The sequence below is a fragment of the Streptomyces sp. NBC_01006 genome (genome assembly GCF_045162725.1).
Classification (GTDB): domain Bacteria; phylum Actinomycetota; class Actinomycetes; order Streptomycetales; family Streptomycetaceae; genus Streptomyces.
The window spans coordinates 2,517,979-2,531,430 of record NZ_CP108700.1 but is presented as its reverse complement, the minus strand read 5'-3'; the positions used below and the strand labels follow the sequence as shown (position 1 = coordinate 2,531,430).

11 protein-coding genes are annotated in these 13,452 nt (G+C 73.6%); 3 read left to right on the top strand and 8 right to left on the bottom strand.

The features are described 5' to 3' along the window. Positions 1-60 precede the first annotated feature (60 nt). From OG509_RS11445 to OG509_RS11425, 5 genes are all read right to left on the bottom strand, one after another. A complete protein-coding gene (locus OG509_RS11445; protein ID WP_406182207.1) occupies positions 61-1,473 on the bottom strand; it encodes a phytoene desaturase family protein in 1,413 nt (470 codons plus the stop codon). A gap of 75 nt (positions 1,474-1,548) precedes the next feature. After that, complete coding sequence (locus tag OG509_RS11440; RefSeq protein WP_406182206.1) at positions 1,549-2,184, bottom strand: DUF4126 domain-containing protein; 636 nt, start codon at positions 2,182-2,184, stop codon at positions 1,549-1,551. 129 nt (positions 2,185-2,313) lie between these two features. Continuing rightward, on the bottom strand, positions 2,314-2,715 hold the full coding sequence (locus tag OG509_RS11435; protein WP_030156028.1) for a DUF3040 domain-containing protein: 402 nt from the start codon (positions 2,713-2,715) through the stop codon (positions 2,314-2,316). A gap of 308 nt (positions 2,716-3,023) precedes the next feature. Next, complete coding sequence (locus OG509_RS11430; protein ID WP_406182204.1) at positions 3,024-3,812, bottom strand: methyltransferase; 789 nt, start codon at positions 3,810-3,812, stop codon at positions 3,024-3,026. 85 nt (positions 3,813-3,897) lie between these two features. Next, positions 3,898-4,389: an SAV_6107 family HEPN domain-containing protein gene (locus tag OG509_RS11425; RefSeq protein WP_406182202.1), complete on the bottom strand. Its 492-nt coding sequence runs from the start codon at positions 4,387-4,389 to the stop codon at positions 3,898-3,900. Positions 4,390-4,584: 195 nt separating this feature from the next. Between OG509_RS11425 and OG509_RS11420 the strand changes: the two genes are divergently transcribed. From OG509_RS11420 to OG509_RS11410, 3 genes are read left to right on the top strand one after another with little or no spacing between them, the layout of a single operon-like run. Next, positions 4,585-5,442, top strand: a complete 858-nt coding sequence (locus OG509_RS11420; protein ID WP_406182200.1) for an ATP-binding cassette domain-containing protein — start codon at positions 4,585-4,587, stop codon at positions 5,440-5,442. Further along, complete coding sequence (locus OG509_RS11415; RefSeq protein WP_406182199.1) at positions 5,414-7,498, top strand: YhgE/Pip family protein; 2,085 nt, start codon at positions 5,414-5,416, stop codon at positions 7,496-7,498. The genes OG509_RS11420 and OG509_RS11415 overlap by 29 nt, the downstream gene beginning before the upstream one ends. A 44-nt stretch (positions 7,499-7,542) precedes the next feature. Then, a complete protein-coding gene (locus OG509_RS11410; RefSeq protein ID WP_030156018.1) occupies positions 7,543-8,169 on the top strand; it encodes a TetR/AcrR family transcriptional regulator in 627 nt (208 codons plus the stop codon). A gap of 361 nt (positions 8,170-8,530) precedes the next feature. Here the strand turns inward: OG509_RS11410 and OG509_RS11405 are convergent, their stop codons facing one another. From OG509_RS11405 to OG509_RS11395, 3 genes are read right to left on the bottom strand one after another with little or no spacing between them, the layout of a single operon-like run. Then, complete coding sequence (locus OG509_RS11405; protein WP_406182197.1) at positions 8,531-10,960, bottom strand: DUF3488 and DUF4129 domain-containing transglutaminase family protein; 2,430 nt, start codon at positions 10,958-10,960, stop codon at positions 8,531-8,533. Next, positions 10,957-12,351 carry a DUF58 domain-containing protein gene (locus OG509_RS11400; protein WP_406182195.1) on the bottom strand — a complete coding sequence of 465 codons (1,395 nt, stop codon included), beginning with the start codon at positions 12,349-12,351 and terminating at the stop codon, positions 10,957-10,959. Before OG509_RS11400 ends, OG509_RS11405 begins: the two co-directional genes overlap by 4 nt. Beyond that, positions 12,351-13,361 (bottom strand): AAA family ATPase, encoded by a 1,011-nt coding sequence (locus OG509_RS11395; protein ID WP_406182193.1) that lies wholly within the window; start codon positions 13,359-13,361, stop codon positions 12,351-12,353. The genes OG509_RS11400 and OG509_RS11395 overlap by 1 nt, the downstream gene beginning before the upstream one ends. Positions 13,362-13,452: the final 91 nt, after the last annotated feature.

Below are 13,452 nucleotides of genomic sequence, written 5' to 3'. Positions count from 1 at the left end.
CGCCTATCGCGGTACCGAGACGGGTGAGCCCCTGGGGAACGTTCCCCGGGGGCTCACCCGTCACTGGGAGCCGCGGAATCCCGCGCCCTCCACGATCAGCCCGGCCACCAGGGCCCCGGTCATCCCGGCGTGCGCGAGCCCGCCGCCGGGGTGTGCCCAGCCGCCCGCGAGGAACAGCCCGGGCAGGGCGGTGGTGTTGGCGGGGTAGAGCATCGCGCCGCCCGCTCCGGCGAGGGCGGGCGGGGGCACCGCACCGCCCTGTGCGCCGGTGTCCGCCTCGATGTCCGCCGGCGTGCGCTCGTGCGTCCACAGCAGCCGCTCGCGCAGTGCGGGCACCGCCCGGGCCGCGAGCTCCAGCAGCTCCTCCGCGCGGGGCGCAGCGGCGCTCCCAGGGCCGCAGAGGGCGCTCACGGTGACCGCCTCGTGGTCCGCGTCGGGCCGCACGGCGGGGTCGTCGGGGCGCAGCACGGTCAGCTGGGCGCCGGGGGAGTGGACCAGGGTGCGGTGGACGGCGTCCGCGGGGCGCCTGCCGCGCAGCGCGAGCAGCAGGGTGAGCCGGCCGGCCACCCCCGGCCCGCGGGCGGGGGCGCCGCCGGCCGGCAGCGGGACCCCCAGCCGGCGCGGGTCCACCCCGCAGACCACGAGGTCGGCCGGGGCCTCGGTACCGTCGGCCAGCAGCAGTCCGGCCGCCCGGCCGCCTCGCTCCAGGACCTCCCGTACCGGCGCGTCGAAGGCGAAGGCGACCTTGCGCTCCAGGCAGCGCTCGTACACGGCGGTGGCCAGTGCCCGCATCCCGCCGCGCACGTACCAGCTGCCGAAGGTCTGCTCCATGTACGGGAGCACGGCCGCCGAGGCGGGCGCGGTGGCGGGGTCGACCCCGTACGCCCGCACCCGGGCGGCGAGCAGTTCGCCGAGCTCCCCGCCCAGCTCGCGCGCGGCCACCTCGGCGAGGGTCGGGGGGCGGCGGCGCAGCAGCCCGCTCTTGCGCAGCGCCGGGTACGGATCGTCGCCCAGCACCTGCCAGTCGGGGCGCAGCGGCTCCTCCAGCAGGGGGCGGCGGGTGGCGTTCCAGGCGTCCCGGGCGCGGCCCAGGACCCCGTTCCAGCGCTCTCCCGCGCCCGGGCCGAAGGCCTGGTCGAGGACGGCGGCGGCGCCGCCGCGCGAGCCGCCGGGGAGGGTGACGGCGGTGCCGTCGGCGAGGAGGTGCCGGACGGCCGGGTCGACCTGGACCAGCTCGACGCAGTCCTCCAGGGGCCGCTTGCCGGTCTTGACGAACAGGTCGCGGTAGACGGCGGGCAGGTGCAGCAGACCGGGCCCGGTGTCGAAGGCGAAGCCGTCGCGCTCGTACCGGCCGACGGAGCCGCCGTACGTGGACCCGCGTTCGTACACCGTCACCTGGTGCCCCGCCACGGCCAGCCGGGCCGCCGTAGCCATCGCGCCCATGCCGGCGCCGATCACCGCAATTCGTGCCATGCGGATGACCCTATCGAGCGGGACCGAGCGGGACCGGAGGAGGTCGGTGGGCGGTCGGTGGGAGGTCGGCCGAGGTCAGCGGGGTGGCACCGCGGCCCGCGCGAGCGCCTCGCGCTCGTCGGCGGCGAGCCGCCTCTCCTCGCGGCGTTGGGCACGGCGGCGTAGGAAGCGGCGGATCCGGCTCCACAGGAAGACGAGTATGGCCAGACCTGCCGCCAGCAGGACGGCCGCGATGATCGCGGCGGCCTGGGGGTTGAACATCGCGAAGGTGACGATGCCGGCCACGCCCAGGTCCTCGGCGCTGCTCAGCGCGATGTTGCTGAACGGCTCCGGCGAGGTGTTGACGGCCATCCGGGTGCCGGCCTTGACGAAATGGCTGGCCAGCGCGGTGGAGCCGCCGATCGCACCGGCGGCGAGGTCGGAGAGTGAGCCGCTCTGGCCGGCCAGCAGGGCGCCGACCACCGCCCCGGCCACCGGGCGGATGACGGTGTGCACCGCGTCCCAGAGGGAGTCCACGTACGGGATCTTGTCGGCGACGGCCTCGCACAGGAACAGCACGCCGGCGACGATCAGCACGTCGGTGCGCTGGAGGGACGCGGGTACCTCGTCGCTCACTCCGGTCGCGCCGAAGATGCCGAGCAGGAGGACCACGGCGTAGGCGTTGATCCCGCTGGCCCAGCCGCTGGTGAAAACCAGGGGGAGCACACTCACCGGGCCATCATGCCGCAGGACCCGGCCACGGTACGGGCGATCGGGGAGACCGGGCGGATCGGCGCGGCAGAGCCGTGAGGGGACGGCCGCCGTACGGCGGCCGTCCCCTCACTCATGTCTGCGGGGGGCCTACTGCCCCTGTTCGTCGCGGCGGCGCTGCCACCGCTCCTCGATGCGGGTCATCATCGACCGACGCTGCCGGTTGCGGCCGTGGGCCGAACCGCCTGCACTGCCGGAGACGGGCTGCTCGCCAGGCTTGGGTGCCTTGCGCCAACCGGTGACCACGAGGACCGTACAGCCGAGCATGACGAGGAATCCCACCACGCTGACCCAGAGTACGTTCGGAATGATCACACCGGTCATGAGGAGCGCGATACCCACCACAATGCCTGCGACTGCCTGGTAGACCCGTCGCCGGGTGTACGTACGCAGTCCGCTTCCCTCAAGCGCTGTCGCGAACTTGGGATCTTCGGCGTACAGCGCTCGCTCCATCTGCTCGAGCATTCGCTGCTCGTGCTCCGAGAGCGGCACGGGAGTCCTCCTCATCCGTCGGTCGCGGGGGGTAGCGACCAGGGGTCCCCTTCAGGATAGGCGGGGAATCGCCCCCGTGATACCCGCCCTCTACGCAAGGTTCCGAAAACACCGCCCGAAACAGGCACCGCCCCGAAGGGCGCCGCCCGAGCAGAACCTTGCGCGAAACCGTACCGCCGGGTGGGCGGTCACTGAGGCGCTTATTCCCCACTGGCCCGTCCACCATGCCGGTCACTGCGCACGATCATACGGGGCCCAAGGCCTGAACGGAGGGTGTCCGTCGTACTCCCTGAGCGGAACTCCGCAGATCAGGCGCGCTCGCCGTCGGGACGCTTCTGACCAGGACGCTTCTGACCGAGAACGTGCAACTGCGTGGCGACCGCGTGGAAGGCGGGCAGCTCGGCGGCGGCCTCCTCCAGGCGCAGCAGCGCCTCGACCGCGCCCGGCTCGGTGTCGACCAGGACGCCGGGGACGAGATCGGCGAAGACGCGGACCCCGTGCACCGAGCCGACCTCCAGCCCGGCCCCGCCGACCAGCTCGGCGAGCTGCTCGGCGGTGAAGCGGCGCGGTACCGGGTCGCCCGCGCCCCAGCGGCCCGCCGGGTCGGTGAGCGCCGTACGGGCCTCGGTGAAGTGGCCGGCGAGGGCACGAGCCAGCACCGCCCCGCCGACGCCGGCGGCCAGCAGGCTGAGCGTGCCGCCGGGGCGCAGGGCGGCGACCGTGTTGGCCACGCCCTCGGCCGGGTCGTCCACGTACTCCAGCACGCCGTGGCAGAGCACCACGTCGTACGCGTCGCGCTCGACGACGTCCAGCAGGCCCTGGGCATCGCCCTGCACCCCGCGGACCAGGTCGGCCACGCCCTCCTCGGTGACGCGGCGCTCCAGCCCGAACAGCGCGTTCGGGCTGGGGTCGACCACGGTCACCCGGTGGCCCAGCCGGGCCACCGGCACGGCGAACTTGCCGGTGCCGCCGCCGGTGTCCAGCACGTCCAGCACGTCCCGCCCGGTCGCCTTCACCCGGCGGTCGAGGGCCTCCTTGAGGACCTCCCACACCACGGCGGTGCGAAGAGAGGCACGGGGGCGGGAAGTGTCCGACACGGCTGATGACTCCTCGGCGCGACAGGGTGAGAGATGCGTGCCCCACCCTATTGCCTGGGAGATGCCGTGCCGGTCACCCCGGCCTTCAGCCCGCGTCCGGATGCTCCGGGTGCTCCGGGCGGGGCTGCGGCAGCGTCGGCGCCACCGGCTGGAGCGCGAGCATCCGCTCCACCAGTCGCAGGAACATCTCCACGGCACGCACCAGATCGTCCGCGTCCCGGACCGTCGCCGCGTCCGCTATCCCGGCCTCGGCCCGCGCCCGGCGGTCGGCGCCGGAGGCGAACAGCGCGCTCCACTCCGTCAGCTCCGGGGCTATCTCCGGCAGTACCTCCCACGCGCTGCGGATCCGGGGCCGGCGCCGGGCGCCGACCGGCTCCGGCCGCCCGCGCGCGGCGAGCACGGCCGCGGCGGTGCGCAGCGCGGCGAGGTGGGCGGTGGCGTACCGCTCGTTGGGCCGGGTCAGCCGGGCGGCTTCGGCCAGGCCGGCGCGGGCCTTGGCGAGCAGATCGAGCGCGGCCGGAGGTGCTGCCGACCTGCGCGGGACGGGGTGGACAGGGGACGGGGACGGTGTGGCCATGACGAACCTCCTGTCGTTGCGTACTGCTGTGTCTGTGTTTGTGCCTGCCCTCATGGTGACGGTCGCCACTGACAATTCCGCTGACCTGCGGCTTTGCCCCCTTCTTCCGGTCAACTGCCCCCTTCTGCGCATGCGGTGCTCCCGAAAGTGCTAGTTTTTGAACTGACCGGTCAGTTCAAAAGAAGGGGGGACGGCGTGGACAGCCCGCACGGAGCGGCCGTCAAGGCCGAGGACTTCGGACTCAAGGGCCCGCGCGGCTGGGTGTTCCGGGGAGTGCGCCTCGACGCGGAGCCCGGCTCGCTCATCGCGGTGGAGGGCCCCTCCGGAAGCGGCCGGACCTGCCTCCTCCTCGCCCTCACCGGACGCATGAAGGCCACCGAGGGCCACGCCGAGATCGCCGGCCACCGGCTGCCGCGGCACATGACCGCGGTCCGCAGGGTCGCCGCCCTCGGCCCGGTCACCGGCGTCAACGAGCTCGACCAGTCCCTCACCGTCGTCGAGCAGCTGCGCGAGGGCGCACTGCTCCAGCGCCGCTACGAGGGCCCCGTCCGCGCCCTGCTGCGCCCGCGCGGCGAGCGCCGCACCACGGCCCAGGCCCGGATCGACGCCGCCCTGGCGGCCGCCGGGCTGGACCTCGCCACCCTGCCCAAGGGCCCGCGCACCTCCGTACGGGACCTGGAGCGCCTGGAGGCCGTCCGGCTGTCCGTGGCCATCGCCCTGCTGGGCGCGCCGCGGCTGCTGGCCCTCGACGACCTGGACCTCAAGCTCTCGGACTCCGAACGCGCCGAGGCCTGGACCCTGCTGCGCTCGATCGCCGCCGGCGGGACCACCGTCCTCGCGGTGTGCAGCGAGGCACCGGACGAAGCGACGGTCCTGCGCACGGGCGCCGCCGCGGCCGAGCCGTCGGCCGGGGCCGGGGCCAAGGCCGAAGCCGAGCCCGCGGCCGGCACGAAGACCGAAGACACCGAGACGACCGAAGACATCGAAGACACCGAAGACACCGAAGACACGAAGGGGGCGGACGATGCGCTCGCCGAAGCTGGCCGCGCTTGAGCTGAAGCGGTTCGGGCGGGGGAAGCTGCCCGTCGCCGCTCTCATCGCGCTGCTCCTGCTGCCGCTGCTGTACGGCGCGCTGTACCTGTGCTCCTTCTGGGACCCGTACAAGAACCTGGACAAGGTGCCCGTCGCCCTCGTCAACGCAGACAAGGGCGCCACCGTCGACGGCAAGCACGTCGATGCCGGCGGCGAGATCGCCAGGAAGCTCCACGACAGCAAGACCTTCGACTGGCGCGAGGTCAGCGCCGATGAGGCGGCCAAGGGTGTGGAGAAGGGGACGTACTACCTCTCCCTCACCATGCCCGCCGACTTCAGCACCAAGATCACCTCAAGCGCGGGTGCCGACCCCACCACCGGCGCCCTGCAGGTCCGTACGAACGACGCGAACAACTACATCGTCGGGTCGATCTCGCGCACCGTCTTCTCCGAGGTCCGCTCCGCGGCGTCCACCAACGCCTCCCGCGGCTTCCTCGACAAGATCTTCCTCTCCTTCTCCGACCTCCACGACAAGACCGCCGAAGCCGCCGACGGAGCCGACCAGCTCAAGGACGGAGCCGGCAAGGCCCAGCAGGGGGCCAAGGAGATCGCCGACGGCCTCGACACGGTCGAGGAGAAGAACGGGGAGATCACCGGCGGACTGAAGAAGCTCAACTCGGCCGCGGGCAAGCTGGAGACCGGTACGAAGGACATCGCCGACGGCACCCAGACCCTCGCCGACAAGGTCGGCGGCGCCGCCTCCCAGGCCAAGCCGTTCCTGAAGGACCCCCAGCAGATCGCCGACACGGCCATCCTCGTCGCGGACACCGCCAAGGTCGTCAACAACCACCTGGACACCTTCGCCAAGAAGGCCCCGGCAGCCGCCGCCGTGACCCAGCGCGTTTCCACCGGCTCCGCCGACGTCTACGCGAAGATCTGCACGGCCGGTACCCAGCCGGTGCCCGCGGCCTGCCCCCAGCTGAAGAGGGTCAAGGACGACGCCGCCGAGGCCGCTCTGCTCGCCGGCGACGTCAACACCCTGGTCAAGGACACCAACGGTGACCTCGGCACGCTCAAGCGGCAGCTGACCGACCTGGAGAAGCAGGCCCGCAAACTCGCAGCCGAGGCGCCCGGCCTCTCCTCCAAGCTCGACGCAGCCGTCGCCCAGGTCAACGCCCTCAACACCGGCGCCCACAAGGTTGCCACCGGTATGGGCCAGCTGCACACCGGCCTCGGCAAGGCCACCGACGGCTCCGAGGCCCTCGGCGACGGCGTCGGCAAGCTCGGCGACGGGGCCCACAGCCTCGACGGCGGCATGTACAAGCTCGTCGACGGCACCGGCGAACTCGCCGGCGGCCTGCACGACGGCGTCGGCAAGATCCCGGACTACGACCAGCAGCAGCGCGACACGCGCACCCAGGTGATGGCCGACCCGGTCAAGCTCGCCAACCAGTCGCTGCACAAGGCGCCCAACTACGGCACCGGCTTCGCGCCGTACTTCATCCCGCTCTCCCTCTGGGTCGGCGCGATGGTCGCCTACATGCTCATCGCGCCGATGAACCGGCGCGCCCTGGCCGCAGGCGCCTCGCCCTGGCGGATCGCCTTCGCCGGCTGGCTGCCGGTGGTGGGCGTCGGCGTCGTGCAGGTGCTCGCCCTGATGTCCGTGCTCCACTGGGGCCTCGGCCTGGAGATGGAACGCCCCGCTCTGGCCATCGGCTTCCTCGTGCTGGCCTCCGCCTGCTTCGCGGCGATGGTCCAGTGGCTCAACGCGAAGTTCGGGGCCGCCGGCCGGATCCTCGTCCTCGTCGTGCTGATGCTGCAGCTGACCTCGGCGGGCGGTACGTACCCCGTTCAGACCAGCCCGGCCTTCTTCAACTGGATCCACCCCTACCTGCCGATGACCTACATCGTCGAGGGGCTGCGCCGCCTCATCTCCGGCGGCGACCTCACCCGGGTCTGGGTCGGATGCGCGGTCCTGGCGGCCTTCACCGTCGGATCGCTCCTCCTCACCGCGCTCGCCGCCCGCGGCAAGCAGGTGTGGACGATGGACCGGCTGCACCCGGAACTGAGCCTGTAGAGACCGGGCCCGTAGAGATCGGTTGACCTGTGAGAATCAGCGCCATGGAACGCAGCAGCACCGGTACCGGCGGCGGCCGCCGGCAGGCGACCCGCCAGAAGCTTTACGAGGCGGCCGTCACCCTCATCGCCGAGCAGGGCTTCTCCGCGACCACGGTCGACGAGATCGCCGAGCGGGCGGGGGTCGCGAAAGGCACCGTCTACTACAACTTCGCGAGCAAGAACGAACTCTTCGAGGAACTGCTGCGGCACGGAGTGGGGCTGCTGACGGCCTCGCTGCGTGACGCGGCGGAGGAGACGGAGCGGCGCGGCGGCAGCCGGGTCGAAGCGCTCGACGCGATGATCCGGGCGGGTCTCGTGTTCATCGACCGCTACCCGGCCTTCACGCAGCTGTACGTCGCCGAGCTGTGGCGGACCAACCGGGCGTGGCAGTCCACGCTGATGGTGGTCCGGCGGGAGGCGGTGGCCGTCGTGGAGACGGTGCTGCGGGAGGGCGTGGAGCGGGGGGAGCTGAGCGCGGAGATCGACGTGCCGCTGACCGCCGCCGCGATGGTGGGCATGGTGCTGGTGGCCGCGCTGGACTGGCAGTCGTTCCAGAGCGAGCGGTCGCTGGACGACGTGCACTCGGCGCTGTCGCTGCTGCTGCGGGGCCGGGTCAGCGGGAACCGCTGAGGGGGCGGCGGCCCGGGGGTGACCCCGGGTGACCCCGGGTGACCCCCGATCGGCGGTGCCGCGGGGTGCCGGGACGGCGTAGAACTGGGGGCGCCACCCGCTCCGCGTGACCCGCTCCGCGTGAGTACGCGTACCTAGTGACGGAAATGAGTACGTACGCGGATGGCCCCCACCTGGGCGAACGCCAGACTGGGGACATGGACGGGGACCCGGTCCGGACCGCCGACACGGGGCGGCCGGTGCGGACCGGTTACCTAACCGCGGTACGGCGGGGCTCGGGGGGAACGAGCCCCGCCGTTTCGTATCCGCGGGCGCCGGTCCGCTGCGCGGGCGGCGCGAAGCCGCCCGCGGGGCTACCGCCTCAGCCGCGGTTGCGGACGGGGATGCGGGCCCGCGTACGGGCCAGCAGGATCGCGCTCCGGGCCGTCACGGCCGACCAGCGGGTCGCCGCAGACCAGCGCAGCCGGGCCGCCGAGCGGGGGAGGAGCACGGCGCGTGCGCGGCCGCCGCGGGTCAGGGGAGCCAGGAGCGCGGCGCGGGCCAGCAGGACGTCCGCCGCCAGACCGTCGTACGTCGCCTCCGTACCGGGCGGGGCGTACAGCGAGCGCTCCACCGCCTCGGCGACCCGGTGCACCGCGTCCGCCGCCTCCGGCGTCAGCCGGCCCAGCTCCACCACCCGGGCCGCCGCCCGGCGCGGGGACAGCGCCTCGTCGGGCGCGATGCCCACGTCCCAGGCCGCGTCCGCCAGCTCCTGCCAGGCCACCAGCACCTGCCCCGCCGCCAGCCGCCGCTTGCGCAGCCGCGTCCGCCACAGGAGCGGGAGCACGGGCAGGGCCAGCAGAGCCAGGACCGACAGCGTCCAGGCCAGTACCGTCTGCGGCGACGGGCCGCCGGCAGCGGAACCCGCCTTCGGCTGCGGCGCCGCCGCCCCGCACTCACCCAGCTTCTTCTCCTCCGGCGGGCAGTCCTCGGCCTTCGAAGGCGCCGCCGACGGCTGCGTCGCACCCTGCGAGGGCAGCGCCGTCGGCGCGGACGGCTGGGCCGCCGGGACCTCGGCCCGGGAGTAGTCCGGGATCGTGATGCCCTGGCGCGGCGTCGGCTCGAACCGGGTCCAGCCCACGCCCTCGAAGTACAGCTCCGGCCACGCGTGCGCATCGCGCATCGACACGTTCACGCTGCCGTCCGACTGCTTCTCGCCGGGCGTGAACCCCACCGCCACCCGCGCCGGGATCCCGAGCGAGCGCGACATCGCCGCCATCGAGAACGCGAAGTGGATGCAGAACCCCTCCTTGTCGGCGAGGAACCGGGCGATGGCCTGCGGCCCCGTACCCGAGGCCACCTTCGTGTCGTAGCGGAAGCCGCCGTTCACGGCGAAGTAGTCCTGGAGCTTCACCGCCCGCGTGTAGTCGTCCTTCGCGCCCTTCGTCACCTGGCGGGCCGTATCGCCGACCACCGCCGGCAGATTGTCCGGAATCTTCGTGTACTCGGCCTTGATGAGCGGATTCGGCTCCGGCGCCGCCTGCAACTGCTCCGCCGTCGGCCGCAGCAGCAGGCTCCGCACCGTGTACATCGCGCCCTGGACGTTCTGGAACCTGTCCCGGGCCAGCTGGTCCCCGACCAGCGTCCGGCCGGCCGGCTCGAACCGCCACTTGCCCGGGATCTCCACGGACGTCGCCGGGTACGGCATCGGAAGGTAGCGCTGCGCGTACGTCTCCGCCGCCGAGATGCTCGTCCGTATCTCGATCCCGGTCGCCCGGGCCTGCTCGCTCAGCCCCGGCGGGGTCGGCAGCCGCTCCGGCACGTCGGTCAGGGCCCGCCCCGAGGCCTCCCACTTGACGCCGTTGAACTCGTCCAATGCCAGGATCCGCAGGTACTGCTCGCCGAGCTGCGGGCTGTCCGTGCGGTACTTCAGCACCACCCGGTTGTCCTGGGTGTTCAGACTGCCCTGCAGGGAGACCAGCGGGTTGACCGCCGAGATCGTCCCGCCGACCCCGACCCCGCCGTCGCCCGCCTCGCCGCCCTGCGCGCCCAGCAGCCCGCCGCCGAGCGCGGGCAGCGCCGCCGGCACCGCCAGCGCGATGCCCAGCGCCACCGCGCCGATCCGCCGCCCGGTGCGTACGGGGGCCAGCGCCTGGCCGGAGCCCGCGCCGACGCCCCCGTACCCGGAGCCCGCCGATACCCGCGCGCTCGGGGCCGCGCCGAAGACCCGGCCCCACTGGGCGAGCCGGTCACGGCCCTCGGCCAGCAGCAGCAACAGGTAGCCGCAGCCCGCCAGCAGGAAGGAGATCCAGGAGGCCCCGGAGCCGCCGGAGAGCCCCGCGGCGACCGAGTACAGCGCGAGCAGCGGAAGCCCGGCCGCGGCGGCGGTCCTCAGGGTCACCGCCAGCAGGTCCACCACCAGCCCGATCAGCAGCACCCCGGCCAGCAGCAGCAGCCGGATGCCGTCCGTCAGCGGCGCCGGGATCGCGAACTCGCCGACGTCCTGGACGCCCCGCTGGAACAGGGCGCCGAAGTCCGTCACCAGATAGGCCATCGGCCCGGTCCCGGTGGACTCGCCCTTGCCCGCGAACAGGAACATCAGCACCAGCAGCGACACCAGCACCTGCGAGGCCACGGTGAGCGTGCGCCCCAGCGGCACCCGCCGGGCCCCGGCCCCCACCGCGCTCTGCACGGCCAGCAGGACCCCGGCCTCCAGCACCCAGCCCGACGAATCCACCAGCGCGGCCAGCGACCACGAGGTGAGCAGCGTCGCCAGCATCGCGAAGAGCGTCACGCGCGCCCGCCCGCTCATCCCCAACCTCCGGACGTACCCGTGCCGAGCGGAGCGTTCCCGGCCCGGCGCCACAGCTCCCCGAACGCCACCCCGGGCGGCACGGCCAGCGCCGTCCAGCCCGCGTCCCGCAGTCTGCCCACCCGTTCCTCCACCCGCGAGGGCCGCCGGGCCCAGAGCGCGGAGTCGAGTACGAAGGCCACCGCGGCCCCGCAGCGTCCGCGCATCTTGGCCGCCACTTCCGCCTGTACGTCGTCCAGGTCTCCGAAGAAGGCGATGAGGAGCCCGTCACCGCCGGCTCCGGAGAAGCCCCCGCCGCCGTGGCCGCCGCCGCTGCGCACCGCGTCGTACGCGCGCGTGAGGCCGGCGCCGTCGGAGTGCCCGACGACCGCGAGGGTGTCCATCATCAGCCCGGCGGCCTCGGCGGACTCCTGCCCGCCGGAGGAGGCCCCGTACTTTTCGAAGCCGCCGCTGCCTCCGCTGCCGGGCACCGAGGTGCCCGAGTCGGTCAGCAGCCGCGCCGAGAAGCCCTGTTCGAGCAGGTGCACCAGGGTCGACGCGGCCCCGGACACCGCCCACTCGAAGGCGGAGTCCGGTCCGGCGCCCTCGAAGGCGACCCCGCGGGTGTCCAGCAGGACCGTGGCCTTGCTGCGCTGCGGCTGCTCCTCGCGGCGCACCATCAGCTCGCCGTAGCGGGCGGTGGAGCGCCAGTGCACCCGGCGCAGGTCGTCGCCGCGCCGGTAGGTCCGCGGGATCACGTCGTCGTCCCCGGCCAGGGCCAGCGAGCGGCGGCCGCCGTCGCCGTAGCCGGAGGTCTCGCCGGTCAGCCGGACCGGGACCAGCGCCTCGGTGCGCGGGATGACGGTGAGCGTGTCGTACGCGCTGAACGAGCGGGTCAGCTCGACCAGGCCGAAGGGGTCGGTCAGCCGCAGCTGGAGCGGGCCCAGCGGGTAGCGGCCGCGCAGGTCGGAGCGGACCCGGTAGGAGACCTCGCGGCGGCCGCCCGGCTCGACCCGGTCCAGGACGAAGCGGGGCCGGGGGCCGAGGACGTACGGCACCCGGTCCTGGAGCATCAGCAGTCCGGTGGGCAGCCGGGAGACGTTCTCCATGCGCAGCCGGACCCGGGCCTCGGAGCCCGCGGGCACCCGCATCGGGGTCAGCCGGCGGCTGCCGGTGACCCGGTGGCGGGTGCGGTGCAGCGCGAGGACGCAGATCAGCGGCAGGACGGCGAGCAGCAGCCCGACCCGGAGCAGTTCGCCCTGGCCGAGCACGTACGCGCACAGCGCGGCGGCGACCCCGGCGGCCAGGAAGGACCGGCCGCGGGTGGTCAGCCCCGCCAGCGAGGCGCGCAGCCCGCCGGAGCCCCGGCCCCGGCTCTCGCCGCCGGCGCCGCGCGGGGCACCGGCGCTCATCAGAAGCCCCGGATGCCCGCGCCGGGCGGCATCTCGCCGCGGGCGTGCGCGGCGGGGACGGGGGTGCGCTGGAGGATGTCGTGGACGACCTGCTCGGCGGTGCGCCGGTTGAGCTGGGCCTGCGCGGTCGGCAGCAGCCGGTGCGCGAGGACGGGCGCGGCCAGCGCCTGTACGTCGTCGGGCAGTACGTAGTCCCGGCCGGACAGCGCGGCGGAGGCCTTCACGGCGCGCAGCAGGTGGAGGGTGGCACGGGGCGAGGCGCCCAGGCGCAGGTCCGGGTGGCTGCGGGTCGCGGAGACCAGGTCGACGACGTAGCGCCGGACGGGGTCGGCGACGTACACCTCGCGGACGGCCTCTATCAGCTTGACGATGTCGTGGGCGTGGGCGACGGCCTGGAGGTCGTCGAGCGGGGAGACCCCGCCGTGCACGTCGAGCATCTGGAGCTCGGCGTCGGGGCTCGGGTAGCCGACGGAGACGCGGGCCATGAAGCGGTCGCGCTGGGCCTCGGGGAGGGGGTAGGTGCCCTCCATCTCCACCGGGTTCTGGGTGGCGACCACCATGAACGGGCTCGGCAGCGTGTACGTCGTGCCGTCGATGGTGACCTGGCGCTCCTCCATCGACTCCAGCAGCGCGGACTGGGTCTTCGGCGAGGCGCGGTTGATCTCGTCGCCGATGACGATCTGCGCGAAGATCGCGCCCGGCTTGAACTCGAACTCGCGGCGCTGCTGGTCGTAGATGCTGACGCCGGTGATGTCGGAGGGCAGCAGGTCCGGCGTGAACTGGATGCGCTGCACCGAGCAGTCGATGGACTTCGCCAGCGTCTTGGCGAGCATGGTCTTGCCGACGCCGGGGACGTCCTCGATCAGCAGGTGCCCCTCGGCGAGCAGCACGGTCAGCGCGATGCGTACGACCTCGGGCTTGCCCTCGATCACGCTCTCGACGGACTGGCGCACCCGCTCCGCCGTGCTCGTCAGATCTGCGAGGCTCGCTCGGTCGTCATACGTCGTCACCTGGTTCTCCTCGGCCCTTTCCGCAGGGCCGACGCCCTCAGCGCACTCCGGCCCACCCCGACACGGACGCCGGTCCGGACGGTTTTCCGGG

Coding starts and splice junctions, on each gene's coding strand:
- OG509_RS11445 (WP_406182207.1), bottom strand. CDS start 1,473: ATGGCACGAATTGCGGTGATCGGCGCCGGCATGGGCGCGATGGCTACG.
- OG509_RS11425 (WP_406182202.1), bottom strand. CDS start 4,389: ATGGCCACACCGTCCCCGTCCCCTGTCCACCCCGTCCCGCGCAGGTCG.
- OG509_RS11415 (WP_406182199.1), top strand. CDS start 5,414: ATGCGCTCGCCGAAGCTGGCCGCGCTTGAGCTGAAGCGGTTCGGGCGG.
- OG509_RS11410 (WP_030156018.1), top strand. CDS start 7,543: ATGGAACGCAGCAGCACCGGTACCGGCGGCGGCCGCCGGCAGGCGACC.
- OG509_RS11405 (WP_406182197.1), bottom strand. CDS start 10,960: ATGAGCGGGCGGGCGCGCGTGACGCTCTTCGCGATGCTGGCGACGCTG.
- OG509_RS11400 (WP_406182195.1), bottom strand. CDS start 12,351: ATGAGCGCCGGTGCCCCGCGCGGCGCCGGCGGCGAGAGCCGGGGCCGG.